Annotated in this window: 15 protein-coding genes and 2 pseudogenes; 5 read left to right on the top strand and 12 right to left on the bottom strand. The window is 38.9% G+C overall.

What is annotated here, in order from left to right; all coding sequences use genetic code 11:
- Positions 1 to 75: 75 nt before the first annotated feature.
- The 6 genes from ACE1AT_RS18115 to ACE1AT_RS18090 form a co-directional block, all read right to left on the bottom strand.
- The gene (locus ACE1AT_RS18115) at positions 76 to 1455 is read right to left on the bottom strand and encodes an Nramp family divalent metal transporter (RefSeq protein WP_374870771.1); all 1380 of its coding nucleotides are present in this window, start codon (positions 1453 to 1455) and stop codon (positions 76 to 78) included.
- Between the two features lie 308 nt (positions 1456 to 1763).
- A complete protein-coding gene (locus tag ACE1AT_RS18110; RefSeq protein WP_374870769.1) occupies positions 1764 to 2288 on the bottom strand; it encodes a PRC-barrel domain-containing protein in 525 nt (174 codons plus the stop codon).
- A 98-nt stretch (positions 2289 to 2386) separates the two neighbouring features.
- A complete protein-coding gene (locus ACE1AT_RS18105; RefSeq protein WP_374870767.1) occupies positions 2387 to 2809 on the bottom strand; it encodes a M48 family metalloprotease in 423 nt (140 codons plus the stop codon).
- Positions 2810 to 2849: 40 nt separating this feature from the next.
- The gene (locus tag ACE1AT_RS18100) at positions 2850 to 3653 is read right to left on the bottom strand and encodes a hypothetical protein (RefSeq protein ID WP_374870773.1); all 804 of its coding nucleotides are present in this window, start codon (positions 3651 to 3653) and stop codon (positions 2850 to 2852) included.
- A 508-nt stretch (positions 3654 to 4161) separates the two neighbouring features.
- The gene (locus tag ACE1AT_RS18095; protein WP_374870765.1) at positions 4162 to 4731 is read right to left on the bottom strand and encodes a DUF3611 family protein; all 570 of its coding nucleotides are present in this window, start codon (positions 4729 to 4731) and stop codon (positions 4162 to 4164) included.
- A 400-nt stretch (positions 4732 to 5131) separates the two neighbouring features.
- Entirely contained in the window at positions 5132 to 5503 is a 372-nt protein-coding gene (locus ACE1AT_RS18090; RefSeq protein ID WP_374870763.1) for a response regulator, read from the bottom strand.
- A gap of 479 nt (positions 5504 to 5982) precedes the next feature.
- Here ACE1AT_RS18090 and ACE1AT_RS18085 point away from each other — a divergent pair, with 479 nt between their 5' ends.
- The 4 genes from ACE1AT_RS18085 (at position 5983) to ACE1AT_RS18070 (ending at position 11136) form a co-directional block, all read left to right on the top strand.
- Complete coding sequence (locus ACE1AT_RS18085; RefSeq protein WP_374870761.1) at positions 5983 to 6609, top strand: hypothetical protein; 627 nt, start codon at positions 5983 to 5985, stop codon at positions 6607 to 6609.
- A 515-nt stretch (positions 6610 to 7124) separates the two neighbouring features.
- Positions 7125 to 8909 carry a response regulator gene (locus ACE1AT_RS18080; RefSeq protein WP_374870759.1) on the top strand — a complete coding sequence of 595 codons (1785 nt, stop codon included), beginning with the start codon at positions 7125 to 7127 and terminating at the stop codon, positions 8907 to 8909.
- A gap of 43 nt (positions 8910 to 8952) precedes the next feature.
- A complete protein-coding gene (locus ACE1AT_RS18075) occupies positions 8953 to 10002 on the top strand; it encodes an AI-2E family transporter (protein WP_374870757.1) in 1050 nt (349 codons plus the stop codon).
- A 51-nt stretch (positions 10003 to 10053) separates the two neighbouring features.
- On the top strand, positions 10054 to 11136 hold the full coding sequence (locus ACE1AT_RS18070; protein ID WP_374870755.1) for an AI-2E family transporter: 1083 nt from the start codon (positions 10054 to 10056) through the stop codon (positions 11134 to 11136).
- Positions 11137 to 11168: 32 nt separating this feature from the next.
- Here the strand turns inward: ACE1AT_RS18070 and ACE1AT_RS18065 are convergent, their stop codons facing one another.
- From ACE1AT_RS18065 to ACE1AT_RS18045, 5 genes and pseudogenes are all read right to left on the bottom strand, one after another.
- Positions 11169 to 12407: an HhoA/HhoB/HtrA family serine endopeptidase gene (locus tag ACE1AT_RS18065; protein WP_374870753.1), complete on the bottom strand. Its 1239-nt coding sequence runs from the start codon at positions 12405 to 12407 to the stop codon at positions 11169 to 11171.
- 100 nt (positions 12408 to 12507) lie between these two features.
- Positions 12508 to 12708: pseudogene (locus ACE1AT_RS18060) on the bottom strand (DUF2254 family protein); the annotation flags it as partial.
- The gene (locus ACE1AT_RS18055) at positions 12705 to 13712 is read right to left on the bottom strand and encodes a mechanosensitive ion channel family protein (protein WP_374870751.1); all 1008 of its coding nucleotides are present in this window, start codon (positions 13710 to 13712) and stop codon (positions 12705 to 12707) included. The pseudogene ACE1AT_RS18060 and the gene ACE1AT_RS18055, both read right to left, overlap by 4 nt.
- A 57-nt stretch (positions 13713 to 13769) precedes the next feature.
- Positions 13770 to 14588, bottom strand: coding sequence for an ion transporter (locus ACE1AT_RS18050; RefSeq protein ID WP_374870749.1), 819 nt, complete (start codon positions 14586 to 14588; stop codon positions 13770 to 13772).
- Between the two features lie 64 nt (positions 14589 to 14652).
- The gene (locus tag ACE1AT_RS18045) at positions 14653 to 15936 is read right to left on the bottom strand and encodes a DUF389 domain-containing protein (RefSeq protein WP_374870747.1); all 1284 of its coding nucleotides are present in this window, start codon (positions 15934 to 15936) and stop codon (positions 14653 to 14655) included.
- A 497-nt stretch (positions 15937 to 16433) separates the two neighbouring features.
- Between ACE1AT_RS18045 and ACE1AT_RS18040 the strand changes: the two genes are divergently transcribed.
- Positions 16434 to 17342, top strand: a complete 909-nt coding sequence (locus tag ACE1AT_RS18040; RefSeq protein ID WP_374870745.1) for an S-layer homology domain-containing protein — start codon at positions 16434 to 16436, stop codon at positions 17340 to 17342.
- Positions 17343 to 17457: 115 nt separating this feature from the next.
- Here the strand turns inward: ACE1AT_RS18040 and ACE1AT_RS18035 are convergent.
- Positions 17458 to 17685 (bottom strand): annotated as a pseudogene (locus ACE1AT_RS18035) (sodium:proton antiporter); the annotation flags it as partial.
- Between the last annotated feature and the right edge of the window lie 145 nt (positions 17686 to 17830).

Below are 17830 nucleotides of genomic sequence, written 5' to 3'. Positions count from 1 at the left end.
AAAGTTGGTCATTTAAAATACATTTCTACAAATTGTAAAATTTCCTTTTTCTTCTAATTTTTTAAGCATTAATACTTAGACTAACATTGCAGGTGTGGCGAAGCCGCATCTAAAGCTATTGTGCCAGTTGCGTAAGTCCTGTTTCGGTAACATTCGATGATTTAAGTAAAGAGTCAGTCCAGTGACGATAGGGATGTGAGCCGCTTCAATTCCGCCTGCGGTTTGTAGCAAGGCGACTGGTTCACCGACGAACAAGTAAATGGCGATGGGTAAAGCTACGAGTAACACTACAATATAGACACGCTGCAAGAACTTCTCGTTAGTCCAGCGTCCTTGCACGCCAAATCCTTGCAGAATAATTTGTGTACCATCGGCAAACATTCGCCCAAAACCATCTTCTACTGACAGTACGGTGCTACAGAAAGTAATAAAAACAATCGCCACCATAAACCAAAAGCCAAACGGCCCCCAAAGGTCACCTAGCAGACTACCCAAAGTTTCTGCTACCTGATTTTCTTTTGGTACAAGTCCTTGTGGACGCAGCAACTCACCACCGAGAATCAAAAAAGATAATGCCGCCAAAAGTGCGCCAACCACTGCTAAGGTGTTGGATATAGTCATGAGATTTAGCCAACCGCGTAGCTTTTTTCTTTCCTGTGGGTTGAGTTGCTTGGGGTCTATGCTCTCTTGTCCTTTAACGCTAGCAGCACCGTATCCTCTAGCTTCTACCCAGTAGGAATACCACATCAATCCGGCTGCTCCTGCTAACATGAAGCCCAGCCAAGGTAGTATTTCTTGATACTTAACATTTTGTGGAATTTGCGGAACTAGTCCGGCTGCTAGTTGGCGAACATCAGGAAAGACGAAAATAGCCGCAGCTACTACAGCTACTGTACGGGCAATTCCCACATAAGAAGAAATCTTTTCTACTACGTTGTATTGACCTAAAAGCACGATCGCAGCTGTCACAACAATAATAATTACTGTCCACAGTTGCACACTTCCTCCACTCACCAAAATTATTGCTGTAGCGGCGGCTCCTGCAAGTCCAGCAACGGTAGAAATTGCTACTACTATCTGCGGTAGCAAAATCAGCCAGATTGCCCAGTTTTTGGGGCCAGGAAGTTGTTTGAAGCCTTCTAGGATGGTTGCACCAGTGCAAACTGAAAAGCGACCCACCTCACCGTTAATAAACCACTTCAGGATTACAGCAGCAAGTAGCGCCCATAACAAAGCGTAACCGTAGAGTGCAGCAATTCTTGGTGTAAATAACAATTCACCCGAACCCGCAGCTGAAAGCATCCACAAAAAACTCGGGCCGAGCCATTTCAAATTATCCCAACCTTGGGGTGAATCTGGGATGTTTACAGTGTTTTGTGACTGTTGTTTGTTACTATTATGTGTTGATAAATTGCGTAGGTGTAGCCCGTCGTAGATATCGCTTTGATGATTCATTGTTGACTATCTCACTTACATCAACACTACTTGAAGTAGTGATTTTGAATTTACCTTGACCGCAATACTTCGATAGATTGAGCTACAATCGCAGGCATATTTTCTAAAAATACTAGAATTGAACAAACCGCGCCTAGATATTTTTTAGCCCTTCTCTATAGAACGCTAGGCAAACGGGCAAAGCAGAAAGCAGTCTCTAAAACTTTACTTAATAGGTACTGCTTTCTGCCAAAAAACCAATCAGTATATCAAATAAAGGTTTAAAGTCTCTAAAACTTTACTTAATAGGTACTGCTTTCTGCCCTTCTTTAAAGTATTTCTGTCTTGCTACGGTTTCTCATAAACATAAACCGTTCTTCATAGGTTTTGAATCTTGGGTCATCCTGTTCGTAAAAGTAGGGTTCCATTGCGTAATTATAAGTAGCAGGAGCGCCAAATACACCTGGCGTTGCTATTAATGGACGATAAACACCTCTGACTCGCTCTTCGTAATCATTATCGATTGCTAAATCTTCACTAAATTCAGGTAGATTTTTGACTTGTTCTTTGGTCAGTTTAGGAACGAACAGATGTTTATTTTCATAGTCTAGATGAGCTAAACCGACTGGAAGCAAGACATTTTTCCCGAAAATCCAAAAGCCGGTATCAATGATGAAATAACGGAAACGACCTTCATTTTCATCAACTAATATGTTGGCAACAGAACCAACTCTGTCATCATCGGCATAAACATCAAAATTCTTAATGTCATTACCATCGAAAATTTCATTAGTGTAGTTGGGGTTGTATTCATCAAGTTTGTACAAAGCCATGTTTTTTCTCCTGTGAAACATTTTGAAAATTTACTAATGATTAACTTAAAGGTTGAATTTTCGCCTCATACGCAGCGTTATTTAAACCGCCTCCTCCATAGTTTTTTTGAGAATTAATTTCATCTTTTAAAGCAGTAATTCGTAGATGCGAAGCAGCTTGTCGTTAGCAGTCCATGTGCGGGGTGGGTACTCAAAAATGTCGGTAGCGATCGCTTTTGGAGTAACTTTTGCATAAAAGCAATCATGGCAGACTCAGCATAACCAGCACGTCCTAAAGTTCTCAGTCCTTTTCGATCGGCTTCAAATTCATCCTCTCGGCTATTAGGACGCTGCAACGCTAAATCCACGCCAATCTGAACTGCGGTACTACGTTCTAATCCAGCCGCAGTCGCAACACCACGAGCGATCGCTGTTTCTCGCATCTGCTCGATTGCATGTCGGCTAGCAATATGACCAATTTCGTGAGCGATCACACTAGCTAATTGAGCTTCATTATCTGCGGCTTTTAACAATCCAGTAGTGACATAGACATAGCCTCCCATGAAAAGCTTTCTCGATCAGCAATGCTGTAGAATACATTATTTATTGCGGAATTGCTGAGGGGTAAACTTCATTCGCAACTAACACAGGTTTATTTTTGTATTCTGCTTCTAGCTGCTTTTGTAAAGTCAAATCCCATTTGAGGTCATATTCTCGTTCTAGTTCAGCGACAACAAACGGACGCAACACACCTGTGACAGCGACTTTCTCACCTTCGTTGACAGTTGCTTTCGGAGTCTTGGGACGTATAACTAACAAGTCTTGTCCGCCAAACAACTTGTCTTCATCTAGAGTGAAAGAATTCGCGTTTCTAATGTCTTCTACTTCGCCTGTTACCGCCAAGTTCTTACCATAATATAAGTTGGGGTTTGTGGTAATTTCACCCGGTTTAGGAGCAAGTGCAATTGATTGAGCAATAATTGCCGGTTGAGTTTCATACTCTTTATACAAGTTTGGATCTAAGCCCAAATTGTAATCACGATTAATATCTGCAACCACAAATTGACGAACTGGACCTGTCGCTTGAATTGGTGTATTTGGATCGGTAGGCAGAGTAAAAACTTTACCTGAAGCATTCACAACTAAAATCGGTTCAGTACCAAAAAATTGCTTATCGGCGATTGTGAAAGTTGACGGCCCTAATTTTCTGACGGGTGTACTTCTAACTGTTACAGTTTTACCGATTAGTTCCTTTGTATTGTCTGCGACTTCCTCTGTAGTAACATTAGTCTCTGGTACTCCAGCCTGTTGATCTAAGTTGTTGGTACAACTTCCAAGCAGTATTGTAGATATTGCTAGAGCAATAGTTACTTTATAACTCCATTTAGTTGGAATAAAGTTGATCATTTCAAAATCTCCATTTGGGCTGACTAATATTAAGTTCAGACGATGAATTATTAGCCCCAATTCTCTACGTTTTGACATCAGTCCTAGTGATGTTTTTTCGACTGAACATAATATTATTGAACTTTTTCAATTTCACATCGACTATACCTGCTGTTGGCGTAAAGGATGAAAATAATTGAATTTGTACATAAATACCTCCTGATAATTTTATCTTTGTTTGTTGTCTCAAAATTCCAAAAGTTATATATTTAGTGAAAGATAAGAAAATGCTCTTAGCTTAGATATCCTTTAATTTATTTGAAATAATCCAAATTTTTGATTATGTACTTTAGGTAAAGTTGAGCCGCTCAACTAAAAGAGGAGACATGAAAACAGACTGTATTTTGAAGTTAAATCTCAATAGTGAAAAAGTCGAGCATAATTCTAATACATTTGGCAAATACTACTTTGGAGATAGATTAGTACTTCCATAGTAATAGCGGACAAAATCAAATTAATACTGTGCCTATTACTCTTCTAACCAATAGAGTAGACCCAGAGAAGTAACTCCCCCAAAAAAGTGAGCGCCAATCATATTGACGTTTGCTAACATTACAAAAATGTCTAGTGAACGAATTACATTTTCTGGCTGATAAATTGCGACACCTTGAGGTTGTGCTACTGCTTTACCCAAAATGATTGAAACCGTAACTTCAGAAGCAATAAAAGCTATTAATAACCCTACCAAACTCACGAGTAATCCAATTTGTAAATTTTTAATTACGTCTTCCTTTTTGGGATGGTTTTGAGAATTTGATGTTTGTAAAAGTTTAGCCATTTTTCGATAACGTAAAGCCCAATAGACTCGAAAGCACAGCAATAAAATACCAACAATAGCCAAAAATATCCCAAACCCTATACCTGCATTGCTTGTCTGAGTAGTAATGTTACGGCTAAAGTACGCTAACAATACAGCAATGCCAGAAATCCCACCAAGTACTAACTGTACCCAAAAACTAATTCGACTTACTAAACGCAATGTAGCAGCAAATTTTTGTTTGCTTGGTGGATATGAAAGTGATTCTAAATTATTTATCATATATACCCCCTAAGTAGATATTTTAAGTAAATATAGGAAATTAGAGCTTGATTTTATCTATATAATAAAACTCACCAACTAATGTGTTTATTATTTGAAATATAAGTTGTTTTCCTGGAAAGAATTTATTTGAAATTCAAAACTAATATTTATTTAGTTCTAAATTAGAGAGTAAAAGTGGAAAACTAGTGGAGGATATGTATTTTCGGGGAAAACTACGACTTAAGAAAGAGACTACCAAAACTATAGATAGACCTTTTTTAAAGCAAATCTACCCTAAAGTAGAGATACTACATAAATCCTATCTCTGGCATCTAAATTTCCACAAATAATTTAGGAATGCTATGGTATTCAATTTTAGGAATAGCTAAACTGGAAACACCAGATTTTATAATATACTTTAGCTCAAGGCTTCTGCTACTTGAACAGCTAGTTTCTGAGGATTAAATGGTTTACTAATTATGCCTTTTACACCTAGATTACTGAAGAGATGTTCGTTATTAGTGCGTCCTCTAGCTGTAAGCAAAATTACAGGTATATGTTTAGTTGTTTGATTAGCCTGTAGTTTTTTAAAAGTTGTCAAACCATCCATATCAGGCATCATTACATCCAAAAGTATGGCATCGGGTTGAGATGACTGAGCTAAAAGTAATCCTTGATTTCCTGAAGTGGCAGTTAACACCTTCCAGCCGCCCATTATTTCTAAACAAGTTTGAATCAATTGACGGATGTCATCTTCATCATCAATAACTAAGATTTGCTTAGAGGTCATTTTTATTATCTTCCTGTTTTAAATTATTATTCCTTAATTTAGTGCTTTAATTCTTCCAATATAATTCGGGGTATTATTTATAGCTACCATCCTCTTAAGATTAGTTTTTAATGGTAAAACTTGAAAGTGGAAAACTAGGGTAGAAATTTAATAAACCTATGGCATAACCAGAGGTAATAGAAAATGTGGAGATTGACACGTTAGAGCCGCTGAGTTAATTGCGGTTGTTGCCAGTTTGGGTAAAATGTCTGGTAAACTCTGAGCAATTTTGCAAATATTGCTCATATCCACAAGTTTTCCACTTTTCCAAGATAACTTCAAAAGTGTAATTCAGGCGATAAATGGTGTTATCCATGCAGTTAATGAAGTTGCCTGAGTTTAGCTTGAATCAGTTAGAAAAGTAACAGTAATTTGGTTGCATATTAGATTGCTTTTCGATGACTGATTCCTTCATGCAAAATTATTTGGAAATTGGAAAAATGAATAGTACATGGTTACAGCGATTTTCTGCGTTATTTGTTTCCTCCACAATCACAATGCTTGGAAGTGGATTATCTGCTCAAGCACAAACTGTACCGAATCCCGGTAAAATTTCAACAACAGCAGCCGATTTAGTTCCCCTGCCAACACAACCTGCTTCTAAAACTTCTGCTGAGGTGGCGCAAGTAGATGTTGATCCAGGTCGAACTACCCGTGGTGGCTCCAGCTATATTGGAGTTGCTGGCAACATTGGTTTAGGTGGTGATTCAGCTATAGGTGAAAGTAGCTTTATGGTGATCAGCAAAATTGGGCTGACGCGCACCTTATCTGTACGTCCATCTGTGGCGATTGAGGACGACCCTGTTGTTCTGGTTCCTCTCACCTATGACTTTAACTTTCGGACAGCAGATGCTTTTGAAGATACATTCACTGTAGCACCATACGTTGGGGCTGGTGTAGCGATTGAAACTAGTGATGATCCAGACGTTGGCTTGCTTTTGTCTGGTGGCGTAGATGTTCCTTTGAATACTAAACTCACGGCAACAGCAGGAGTAAATGCGGCATTTTTAGATGAAACGGATGTAGGACTGATGATTGGAGTAGGTTACAACTTTACTGGGTTGTAAAAAAGACTGTAATACCCATTTGAAAAATGATTGCGACAGATGTTTTTTTTGAATTGCTGACTGAGACGCGATCGCACTTCAACAAAATCGATGATGTATCACTGGTGCGGCTGTTAGTCAAACGACATCCAGCGTAATCATACCGTAAATATTCATAACTAGATGAACAAAAATATTTACTGTCATTGCAAGCGATCGCAATGACATTGTGTAATTAATTGGGTTTACTTAACTCTTGAGGCGAATAACTGCTCAATCATCACAAGTTCATCATGTTCTCACTCTAGTCTGTATCAGTATCGCTCTGTTAATGCTACATTACGCTGGGTTTTCTACTGTCCTGGTTTGTAAAAGCCTCAAACACGGGGTTTTGTCAAGAAAGCTTAGACAGAGCGAATCTGTTGCCTAAACCTTGCCTTTGACAGATGTCATATAAAGCTGAAAAGGGCATAACCTAAATAGTTATAGAAATTTGATTACAGCACTCAGGGTTGCTTCTACAAGCAAACATTTTCATGAGAATTCTGTTGGTTGAAGACGATGATTTGCTTGCTCAAGCTGTAGCAAGATATCTTACCAAAGAAAATTATGTAGTTGATGTTGCTGCTGATGGTGAAGTCGGTTGGGAATTGGTTAATATCTGTAACTATGACCTGATTTTGTTAGATATTGTTCTGCCAAAGCTAGATGGTATAAGTCTTTGCCGACAATTACGCCAGTCAGGCTATCAAATGCTGATTCTTCTTTTAACGGCAAAAGAGACTAAAACTGATAAAGTTATCGGTTTAGATGCCGGAGCAGATGATTATGTAGTTAAACCATTTGATTTTCAAGAGTTATCAGCTCGCATTCGTGCTTTACTACGTCGGGGAAATACTTCTTTCCCTCCAGTTTTAGAATGGGGAAGCTTGCGTCTTGATCCTAGTACTTGTGAGGTAACTTATGCAAACATTGCTCTAAATTTAACAGCAAAAGAATTTAGCCTTTTAGACCTTTTTTTACGCAACAACCAGCGCATCTTTAGCCGGAGTGCGATTGTAGATCAACTTTGGAGTGCTGAAAAAGATCCACCTGAAGAAAATACAATTAAATCTCATATCAAAAGTTTACGACAAAAACTAAAAGCAGCAGGTGCATCCTACGATTTTATAGAAACTGTTTATGGAATGGGTTATCGTTTAAAAGCTCTAGATCATGAGCAAAGTTGCCCGATACCTGAGTCAGAAATAGATTTAAAGCAGCAGCAAATTCTACTAACAGCCATTGCTCAAGAGCGGGAAGATTTCAAGGCTAAGGTTGGTTCGCGCATTGCAGTTTTGAAACAAGCAGCTAATTCTTTAAGAAAAGGTACGCTTGACGCTCAACTGCGGCAAAAAGCAGAGCAAGAAGCTCACAAGTTAGCTGGTTCGTTGGGTAGTTTTGGCTTTCCAGAAGGTTCACTACTGGCTAATGAAATAGAAGATTTATTTCAAAATCAAAAATTTTTTAGCCAAGCTAAATGTTTTTATTTAGATAAACTTTTAATTAAGTTACAACAAGAGTTAGAAAAAACCCCAGTTGAACAAACTCAAAATCTGCTATTAGTAATTAGCAGCGATCGCCAAGTAGTTGAACCATTAGTTAAGGCAGCTACGATTCAGCAAATACAAGTTGAAATTGTTACTAATCTTGCCGCTAGAAGGGCGTTCGCATCTTTAAATCCTGATGTGATACTACTTGATATCGATGGTGTGAAAGATAGCTTGAAGTTACTAACAGAATTAGTCAAGCGCCTACCAACAATACCTATATTAGTTTTTACAGAGCGAAATAATTTTAGCGATCGCGTAGAGGTTGCACGAGCTGGCGGACGTGGTTTTTTACAGAAATCTATGCCTCCTGAGCAAATTTTGCAGTCGGTCAGTCAAATATTACAACAAACTCGTATTACTAAAACGAGAGTAATGGTTGTAGACAATGACCCGCAAACATTAACTGTTTTACAACAATCCCTAGAACCGTTGGGACTTAATCTAAAAACTCTTGAAGACTCACGAAATTTCTGGAATACTCTGACAGAATTTTCTCCAGATTTGCTAATTCTAGGTGTAGAAATGCCCCATATCAATGGGATTGAACTTTGTCAGATAGTACGTAACGATCCGTACTGGAAATTTCTGCCAGTGCTGTTTATCGTCGATAATTTATCAGCAGAGATTGTTGAACAAATATTTGCGATCGGTGCTGATGATTGTATAAGCAAAACTGCTAACAACTCACAACTAATTACTCGTATATTGAACCGTCTTAAACGAACATAACTAGTTATAAATATAGCTTTAGTAAATAAAAATAGCCAAATATATGAATAACCCTCGACAACAGCCAAATGAAAAAACTTTCTGGAGTAAATTTAGTACTAATACACTAGTTCGTTTCTTACTGTTTGCTGCTTGTGGTTGGGTATTAGTAAAAGTTTTTTGGTATTTCAAAGATGTAGTTTTTATATTTACCTTTGCAACCATTTTAGCACTCATTCTTAACTATCCTGTACGCTACCTGGAACGCTTCTTGAGGCGAGGTTTTGCCTTGGTTACAGTCATAGCCATCAGTCTCTTAACAATCATTCTTCTATTTGTATTTGTTGGTAATCTATTGATTACACAACTACAACAATTAGCAGGTTTGTTATTACAAATTATTAGTTCTGCTAACAATCCCATTAATCAATTACAAAGTGCATTATCTGCTCGAAATATTCCAATAAATTTAGAGGCAATAGAAACACAAATTCGCAACTGGTTTGTGTCTGGCATGAACATTATTTTAGGCTTTTTGCCCAATTTCTTAGAAAGTTATGTCGGATTTATCATTATTATTGTAATTGCCTTTTTTATGCTGACTGATGGAGAAAAAATCTGGCAACTGATTCTTAAGATGATTCCCCATAATCAACGCGATCGCTTTGCAACTGCTATTCAGAAAAACTTCATCGGTTTCTTACGAGGTCAATTGCTAATCTCATTGATTTTTAGTATTACTACTTTTTTAGTTTTCGCACTTCTTCGTGTTCCATTCCCGTTTCTGCTAGCTATAACTGTGGGAATTTTTGATTTGATTCCTGGTATAGGAGCTACATTAGGAGTTACTTTAGTTTCTCTAATTATCTTAATACAAAGTGGTTGGATTGTTGCTATTAAAGTATTAATAGCTTGTATAGTTTTGCAACAGATTCAAGATAATTTACTTGCCCCTCGTGTAATGCAGAGTACAGTCCATTTAAATCCTATAGTAGTATTTTTTGCTCTTTTAATTGGTACAAAAATAGCTGGTTTATTAGGAGTATTTCTTTCTATACCCATTGCTGGAGTTATTGTAAGCTTACTAGAAATTGACGACTTGCAGGCTAATTAGAAATTTTAGTATTGATTTTGCACTGTAGATAGCAAAAAATGGGGGTGCATTATGCGCTTCGGACAATTAATTGGATTTCTGGCTCTTGTTGTCTCTCTTTACATTCTGTGGCAAATTCGCCAAATCCTTTTGCTGGTATTTGCAGCAGTAGTTTTAGCGACAGTCTTAAATCAACTGGTGAGTTTTTTTCAAAGATTTCGTATTAAGCGAGGAATTGCAGTTACCATAACAGTTATTCTTTTATTGGCCGTTTTGGTCGGTTTTTTTGCACTGATTGTGCCACGTCTTGTTGACCAGTTGCAACAATTTGGTAATATTATGCCTATGGCATTAGAACGGTTGCGATCGTGGAACAACTGGTTACAAAATGTAATTCCTGACCAATTTTTAGAAAATATTCGGGGGCTTAGGTATCTGACTCAAGGTTTACAAGATTGGTTAAATCGGTTAATAAACAACTTTTTTAACTTGGTCAGTAACTCGCTTTCTATTATTTTAGGTTCGCTGCTCTTTGTAGCTCTCAGCATCATGTTATTAGCCAATCCCTCGCCGTATCGACAGGGATTTATACTGCTATTTCCTGCCTTTTATCGTCGGCGAGTTGATGACATTCTAAATAAGTGTGCAGTCTCTTTGACTGGCTGGATAAAAGGCACGCTCCTAACTATGCTAGTCATTGCAACATTGAGCTATATTGGACTGTTAATTTTAGGAGTACCATTGCCATTAGTTAATGCTATTTTGGCAGGATTGTTAGAATTTATTCCAAATGTTGGGCCAACCTTGAGTGTGATTCCGCCTGCACTGCTAGCTTTAAGTGAAGCACCTTGGAAAATTGCTGCTGTTATAGCTTTGTACTTTGGAATTCAGCAGATTGAGAGTCTAGTTATAGTGCCTTTAGTGATGAAAAGTCAAGCATCTCTTTTGCCAGCAGTTACTTTAGTAGCAGTGGTCTTTTTTGGCAGCTTTTTCGGGTTTTTAGGTGTATTTCTCGCTGTCCCATTAGTAATTGTCTTGCAAACATGGATAAAAGAAGTTTTGGTCGAGGATGTACTTAATAACTGGCAGGACAATAAAAAAGATCATCACGAACAAAAAGTATTAACTGTGGTAAATAGCAAGGAAAAAAGTTGAAAAGTAAAGTAAGCATGATCCACCTTACAAACTTAAGATCGAATGTTATTTGGAGATGGCAATGGTTCAGGTTTGACTGTAAATTTTAAGTTCTGTTCGTTGCGTAGCACTTGGATTTGTAAGTTATTATTTAAGCCATTCTTTGCAAGTATCTGTTGAATATCTTCAGATGTGTTAACGGGTTGATTATTAATTTGTTGAATAACATCCCCTGAGCGCAGTCCGATTCTGGCAGCAGGAGAACCAGGGACAACACGAACAATAAGAATTCCTCGGTCTGCTACAATGCGGACATTATTGTTTGGATAATTATTTACTCTTTGCTTCACTTCCGGTGTGAGCGTCAGCATCTCAAGCCCTAAGTAAGGATATTCAACTTTGCCTTGAGTAATTAATTGTTGGGCAATTCGTTGGGCTGTATTTATGGGAATGGCAAAGCCAATACCTTCAGCACCTTGGATAATTGCAGTGTTAACTCCTATCACTTGACCGCGAGCATTTAAGAGTGGCCCGCCTGAATTTCCGGGGTTAATTGCAGCATCGGTTTGAATATAGCTACTAGGTCTAGTAGAAAGATTTAAAGAGCGGTTAATTGCACTAATAACGCCTACTGTTACTGTTTGTTGTAAACCTAAAGGATTACCGATCGCAACTGCCCATTGTCCTGGTTTAATAGAATCAGGATTTGCGATTTCTACTGCTGGTAAGTTTTTACCAGGAATTTGCACAACTGCGACATCACTCACCGCATCTTGGCCTAGCACTTTCCCCTCAACAGTACGACCGTCAGAAAATGATACCGTCACCGTATCCGCATTGTTAACAACGTGAGCGTTGGTGAGAATTCTCCCATTAGGGTCAATGACAAAACCAGAGCCTAGACCACGCACTACTCGCTCTTGAGGTTGTGTTGGTAAATTTTCACCAAAAAAGCGCCGAAAGAAAGGGTCATTAAATGTATCTGGCAATTGTGGCACTTGGGTTCTAATAGTTCGGGAAGTATTAATTTGAACTACAGCTGGTTCTACTTTTTCGACAACTGCAACTACAAAATTGTTATCCTCAGCAGTTGGTGTTAGAGGACGCGAGCTTTGATTCTGTGGCTGACTAACTGTAGGAGAAGGAACAATTGAAGGGCGAATCTCTCTAGACAACTCTCTCGAACAACTACTCAAAAATCCTACCATTATGCCGATAAAAGGTAGTAGCAGACGAGTTGTGGATTTATTGTTCAATAACTTGCTGATTGTATTTACTTTTTGCTCTAGCATTTTTTACTTTCTTTGATTAATCTGTTCTCTGAAATTAATTAAAATTAAGATGTTGCAGTGTTGCTTGATATTTAGAATTGTTGGTGAAAGTAGCAATTACAGCTATAGCTTCTAAAAGCGATCGCGCTCCATCTGCTCCACCTGTGTAAACCCACCAATAATCAATGTTTACCTTGTCTGTACGGTCAAGAGTCAGCATTGTAAAAGCTAAAGCAGTAGCTACTACCGCCATCACTGCGGGGATGAACCAGTAACTAGAATGGAGCTGATCCCAAAGTTTGCTGATCTTGGCATTTTTCATTGTTCGTTGCTTTGAGAATCTACTTTACCGTTGTTATCTTGTGAGGAGCGCACTTGGGCAAGTAGCCTGAGCGAATCACTGATGCGGCGAGGTTTTGGTACTTCACCTTTACCTTTGGGCCACCCTTCACGCTGACGGGAGCGATCGCCATCTGTTTCTTCGGTTTGGTCGTGAAACAGAATTTGTTGTGTTGGGAAGGGTAAATCAATGCCGTTTTCAGTAAGCTGTTTCTTAATTGCTGTAATTACTTTGTCCCGTGAAGATAAATCATCTGCCCTTCGTGGTGGATGAATCCACCAACGCACGCGGATGTTGACAGTGCTTTCGGCTAGTTCCATTACCAGTACATCAGGAGCTGGATCTCTTAAAACTTCCTCTACACTGTGCATTGCGTCTAACATCAACTGCTTGGCTAGGTCAATGTTGTCACCGTAGCCAATGCCGACATCGTACTCTAATCGCCGATTATCAAAGGCAGTGTTAACAGTTACAGAATTAGTAAACAATTCCGAGTTAGGAATCACAATCCGCCGACCGTCATAAGTTCTAATTGTCGTCGCGCGCGTCTCGATATTTTCTACAGTTCCCTCAAAGCCTTTAAAAACAATTTGGTCATCAATTTGAAAAGGTTCAGTCAGCAGAATTAAAATCCCAGCTAAGAAGTTTTGCAGAATATCGCGGAAGGCAAAACCAATTGCTACACCACTAATTCCCAATAGTTGTATCAAATCACCAGCTTTAAATGTTGGAATCACAATAGAAAGGGCGATAAATAACCCAATCAAAATTGCCACCCCCTGCGCTAACCTTCCTAGTACTAGTCCGAGATTCCGGGCAGAACGACGGTTGCGGGTTAATCGCTTAACAAATGCTTTGATTCTGCTAGCAACAAACAAAAATAGTATAAAGACAATTAACGCCAAAACAATATTTGGTAGCAAAGCAATGAAACCGTTAATCATGCTTTGAACTTTATCCCAAACTGCTGAGATTTCTGTATTCATCAAATTTCCTCACTCATTCAATTTTGGATTTATTTGGTCAACACTTTTGAAGAATTTTTATTGATTTGAACTCTGATGATGCAATAATTCTTGAATTTCCTGCCGCAAAGCTGCAATTTCACTCTGAAGCACTTGAACTGATTTCGCTCCGGCTAACTCTGCTTTGTCATCATCAGCATCACGACCAATAAAGAACGTCGCCAGAGTAGCAGTAACATAGCCAAACACAGCAAACGCATACAACGCTAAGAAAAAACAAAGCACTCGTCCTTCAGGCGTTTTGGGCCAATACTCAGAACCCATCGTGGTTATGAGCATTGCTGTCCACCATAAAGCAGTGCCGTAGTTGTGCAGCCCAGATTCCATAGGAACTTCGTTTTCAAATGCATACATCCCTGCTGCGCCTATTAAAGTCACTATCACTGTCAATGCCACAATATAACCAAACCCTCGACGGCTAATACTTGCAGCTAAAACCCGCATTCCTCGGTTAGTACGAGTCATGACTCGCAACAGTTGTAAGCCTCTGATAGCCCGTGCTGTTCGTAATATTTTGATGACTCGGATAATCCGAAAAGTACGCAACGCTGGCAGAAATAGAGAAATAGCTGTTAGCCAGTTGCTTTTAATATAGGAAGGTCTATGAGGAGCGATCGCTAGTTTCAGGAGAAAATCTAATATAAAAATAATCCAAATAGTGATACTAAAAGCTTCTAGTAAAGGATTTAACCCCCAGATGATCTCGATGATGAATAGTGCTAGCCATACAAAGCCCAGCACCAGCATAGGAATTTCTAGCCAATCTTCCAACTGTTGCAAGACTTCGCTACGTTCTTTTTGTAGGGCTTGTTTTTCTGAAAGCTTTGAACTACTCATAGTATTAATTCGTAATTCGTAATTCGTAATTCGTAATTTAATGTCGGGTTTTAGATAAATGGTCTTATTGTTTACTAGCAGGGGCTTCTAGCACGTTGACATCAACTAGAGGTGTGACGTTAAAATTTTGTTTTAATAATTGAGTTTGAATTGATTGGGTGAGGCGATCGCGAATTTCTTCAGCCGATGCTGTAACTTGCGGTTGACGCTGCACATAAACAACAGATAGCAGGGTATCCTGACCTGCAATATTGGATCGTGTAAAGCGCACATTTGACTCGACTAATTTTGCTAAACCAACTTGTTCAACAGTTTTCTGAACTTGGGTGTTGGCACGTTGGGCAAGGCTAGAGCGTTGTAAATTGGGAGAATGGGAGAACTGCCAAGTGAGTAAACCTGCCAATGCGATGACAGTGATCACCAAAGCAATACCGAATACCTGTTTTTTACCACGCTGATAGCGAGTTCCTTGAGGAGACAGCCCGTATATTCGGAATAAGAGGGCTGCTGAAAAGTTGATGCCGCATAGTTGTAAAAACAGTAAGAATAGTCCCGAAGTCACCATGTCCCACCTGCCAACTGCACTGGCCATACCGACAATTCCCGCAGGTGGAGCTAAGGAAGCGGCAACTAACATTCCTGTTGCTGCCCCAGATACTAAACTACTCCGTTCTGACTGCACCAAGGTGAGCGCCCCTGCTGCTCCGGCTGCTAATGGTAAAATCACTGCCACTGCTGAAACTTGGCTATTGTCTAGCATTAAAGTAGTGGGCATTTCTTGCCTTAGTATTAGGCTAAGTAGCCAAGTAGTGGCAATTGTGACTGATAAAGCTGCAAAATACCGTAAAATATTCCGCCCCAGGAGTTTGCGATCGCCCCATGCAGTAGCGATCGCTGTATTCATCGCCGGGCCTGCAAACGGTGCAATCAGCATTGCCGCCACTAATAAGTAAGCTGTATTAGTATATAAGCCAATCCAGACTACAAAGCCTGCAAGTGCAGCATAACCAAGAAAGCCTTGCCAAGAGCCAACACTTTGCAAACCGGAAAGAAAAATCTCAATCGGACTGCGTTCTTCTACATCCACAACCTGTTGTGGTGCTTCTGTTACAGGGGGTTGTAAAGCCATCACACCTGTTGGTATGAGCGTGATGTGTACTTTAGGCAAATCTTGCAATTCTTCTAGGACTTTTCCAACTTCTCGATTAGAAACATGAACAATCACCACATCAATTGATTCTTCTGCATTCCCTTCAAACCGTGAAAGGTTAGCACCATTATGAGATTTGGCGATGTCAATAACAGCTTTTCCATTTCCCCGTGGTACTTGGATAATGAGTTGACGCATTTTACCCTCCTGCCACTAACCATCTAGTTTTTTAAGGCGGTAACTCTACTATCCAAAGAAATATTTTTTTAAATATATATCTCATACTCAATTAACACTTGATTTTTAACCGTACAATTGGTGAAGTCTAGGAAAATCACGGATAGTTGAGGCAGAAAAGCAGATTATAAAGAAAAGTTTTATCACTTTATCCTTTAGATTTAATCTAAATCTAAATAGTGGAGAAAACGTGGAGAACTCCGCTATATTTTTCTTTGCAACCTAAATCTGAGACTTTTATTACCTAAACTAAGATTTTTCTCTTATGATCTGTTACTAAAAAGTTAAAATTTTGTTATTTTGACTGTTGCGCTATCTATATCTAAAGTGACAAGTATCATCAGCCTTTAGTAGTATTTAAAGCTGTTGTAGAAATTTCTCCACTAAATCTCCACTATTTACTAATAACTATTGAAGTATTAGAAAAAAGAATTATTGAAAAATAGGGGGCATGGATTGTGAGTCAGTTAGCTCAGTTAGCAAAAGCTGGTGTATCTTTACTAACTTTAAATCTTACAGTATTTGCAGTTGGAGCATTAGATACCTATGCTCAATCTTCTCCTGCAACTACCTTTAGTGATGTTCAACCTAATTACTGGGCGCAGCCATTTATTCAAGGTTTGGCTGCAAAAAATATTGTAACTGGATATCCTGACGGCACATTTCGACCAGAACAGCCAGTAGACCGGGATGAGTTTGCAGCAATCATTCGTAAAGCTTTTGACCAAGCACCAATTCGCCAGATACAAAGTGGTGCTGTCTATAAAGATATTCCTGCTAACTATTGGGCTACTCGTCCCATTGAAGAAGCATATCAACAAGGATTTATGTCGGGTTATCCTGGTGGTTACTTTCGTCCTAATCAACCTGTTTCTAAAGTTGAGGCTATAGTTGCTTTAAACAAAGGATTGAATCTAACTACTAATACATCAGCAGTCACCGTCCCTACAGCTATACAGAGAGTAGTTCCTCAAAACACCACACGAAAAGCTGTAAAAAGACGTATTTTCATGCCACTAGGATTTACTACTTTGATGCAACCTTTATTAATACCAAAAGCCCAGGCTGTACCAACTGTTGAGCAAGCATCTCGTCCAGCATCATTTCTGATTACTAACACTTACGCAGATGCCAATAAGATTCCCCAATACGCCGTTGGAGACGTGGCAACAGCAACACAAAAAAATCTAGTGGTGAATTATCCAAATCCCAAAGTTCTAAATCCAAATAAACCTGCTACAAGAGGAGAGATTACAGCTTTAATTTATCAAACTTTAGTTGCTCAGGGAAAAATAGAACCAATTGCTATTAATTTACCTGCTAATCAGTATATTGTTCGTACTACTAGTACAGCACGGCGTAAATAAAGTACCCATTCTTTGAGATATGAATCAAATAGTAGTCAAGGCGCATGAAAGTAACTGGGACATGGCACAGTTAGCTCCAAAATCATTAAATTTGACTCTTGGCGATCGCACAAACTTATTCCTCGTTATTTGCTCTGTCATCCATTGTTTGCAAAAAAGGTGAAAGTTCTTTATTTAACCTACCTGTGCGGACAAACTCAGCATAGGTGTCTGCTTCAATAGCTAGCAGTTCCCCTCTCAGTTGTTCGGTTGTAAATTCTTGCAAATTAGGATATTCATCAACTAACTTGTCTATCTTTTCTTGCAAAAGGGAAATTTCCCCTGAAAGCAATGCCTTTTGATAGTGGCAGGACTTACGCAACTGGCACAATAGCTTTAGATGCGGCTTCGCCACACCTGCAATGTTAGTCTAAGTATTAATGCTTAAAAAATTAGAAGAAAAAGGAAATTTTACAATTTGTAGAAATGTATTTTAAATGACCAACTTT

It is taken from the genome of Pelatocladus sp. BLCC-F211 (assembly GCF_041928655.1).
Lineage (GTDB): Bacteria > Cyanobacteriota > Cyanobacteriia > Cyanobacteriales > Nostocaceae > Pelatocladus.
Note: the sequence above shows the minus strand (reverse complement) of the source record. Positions and strands in the feature narration are given on the sequence as shown.

Coding starts and splice junctions, on each gene's coding strand:
- ACE1AT_RS18115 (WP_374870771.1), bottom strand. CDS start 1,455: ATGAATCATCAAAGCGATATCTACGACGGGCTACACCTACGCAATTTA.
- ACE1AT_RS18110 (WP_374870769.1), bottom strand. CDS start 2,288: ATGTTTCACAGGAGAAAAAACATGGCTTTGTACAAACTTGATGAATAC.
- ACE1AT_RS18105 (WP_374870767.1), bottom strand. CDS start 2,809: ATGGGAGGCTATGTCTATGTCACTACTGGATTGTTAAAAGCCGCAGAT.
- ACE1AT_RS18100 (WP_374870773.1), bottom strand. CDS start 3,653: ATGATCAACTTTATTCCAACTAAATGGAGTTATAAAGTAACTATTGCT.
- ACE1AT_RS18095 (WP_374870765.1), bottom strand. CDS start 4,731: ATGATAAATAATTTAGAATCACTTTCATATCCACCAAGCAAACAAAAA.
- ACE1AT_RS18090 (WP_374870763.1), bottom strand. CDS start 5,503: ATGACCTCTAAGCAAATCTTAGTTATTGATGATGAAGATGACATCCGT.
- ACE1AT_RS18085 (WP_374870761.1), top strand. CDS start 5,983: ATGAATAGTACATGGTTACAGCGATTTTCTGCGTTATTTGTTTCCTCC.
- ACE1AT_RS18080 (WP_374870759.1), top strand. CDS start 7,125: ATGAGAATTCTGTTGGTTGAAGACGATGATTTGCTTGCTCAAGCTGTA.
- ACE1AT_RS18075 (WP_374870757.1), top strand. CDS start 8,953: ATGAATAACCCTCGACAACAGCCAAATGAAAAAACTTTCTGGAGTAAA.
- ACE1AT_RS18070 (WP_374870755.1), top strand. CDS start 10,054: ATGCGCTTCGGACAATTAATTGGATTTCTGGCTCTTGTTGTCTCTCTT.
- ACE1AT_RS18065 (WP_374870753.1), bottom strand. CDS start 12,407: ATGCTAGAGCAAAAAGTAAATACAATCAGCAAGTTATTGAACAATAAA.
- ACE1AT_RS18055 (WP_374870751.1), bottom strand. CDS start 13,712: ATGAATACAGAAATCTCAGCAGTTTGGGATAAAGTTCAAAGCATGATT.
- ACE1AT_RS18050 (WP_374870749.1), bottom strand. CDS start 14,588: ATGAGTAGTTCAAAGCTTTCAGAAAAACAAGCCCTACAAAAAGAACGT.
- ACE1AT_RS18045 (WP_374870747.1), bottom strand. CDS start 15,936: ATGCGTCAACTCATTATCCAAGTACCACGGGGAAATGGAAAAGCTGTT.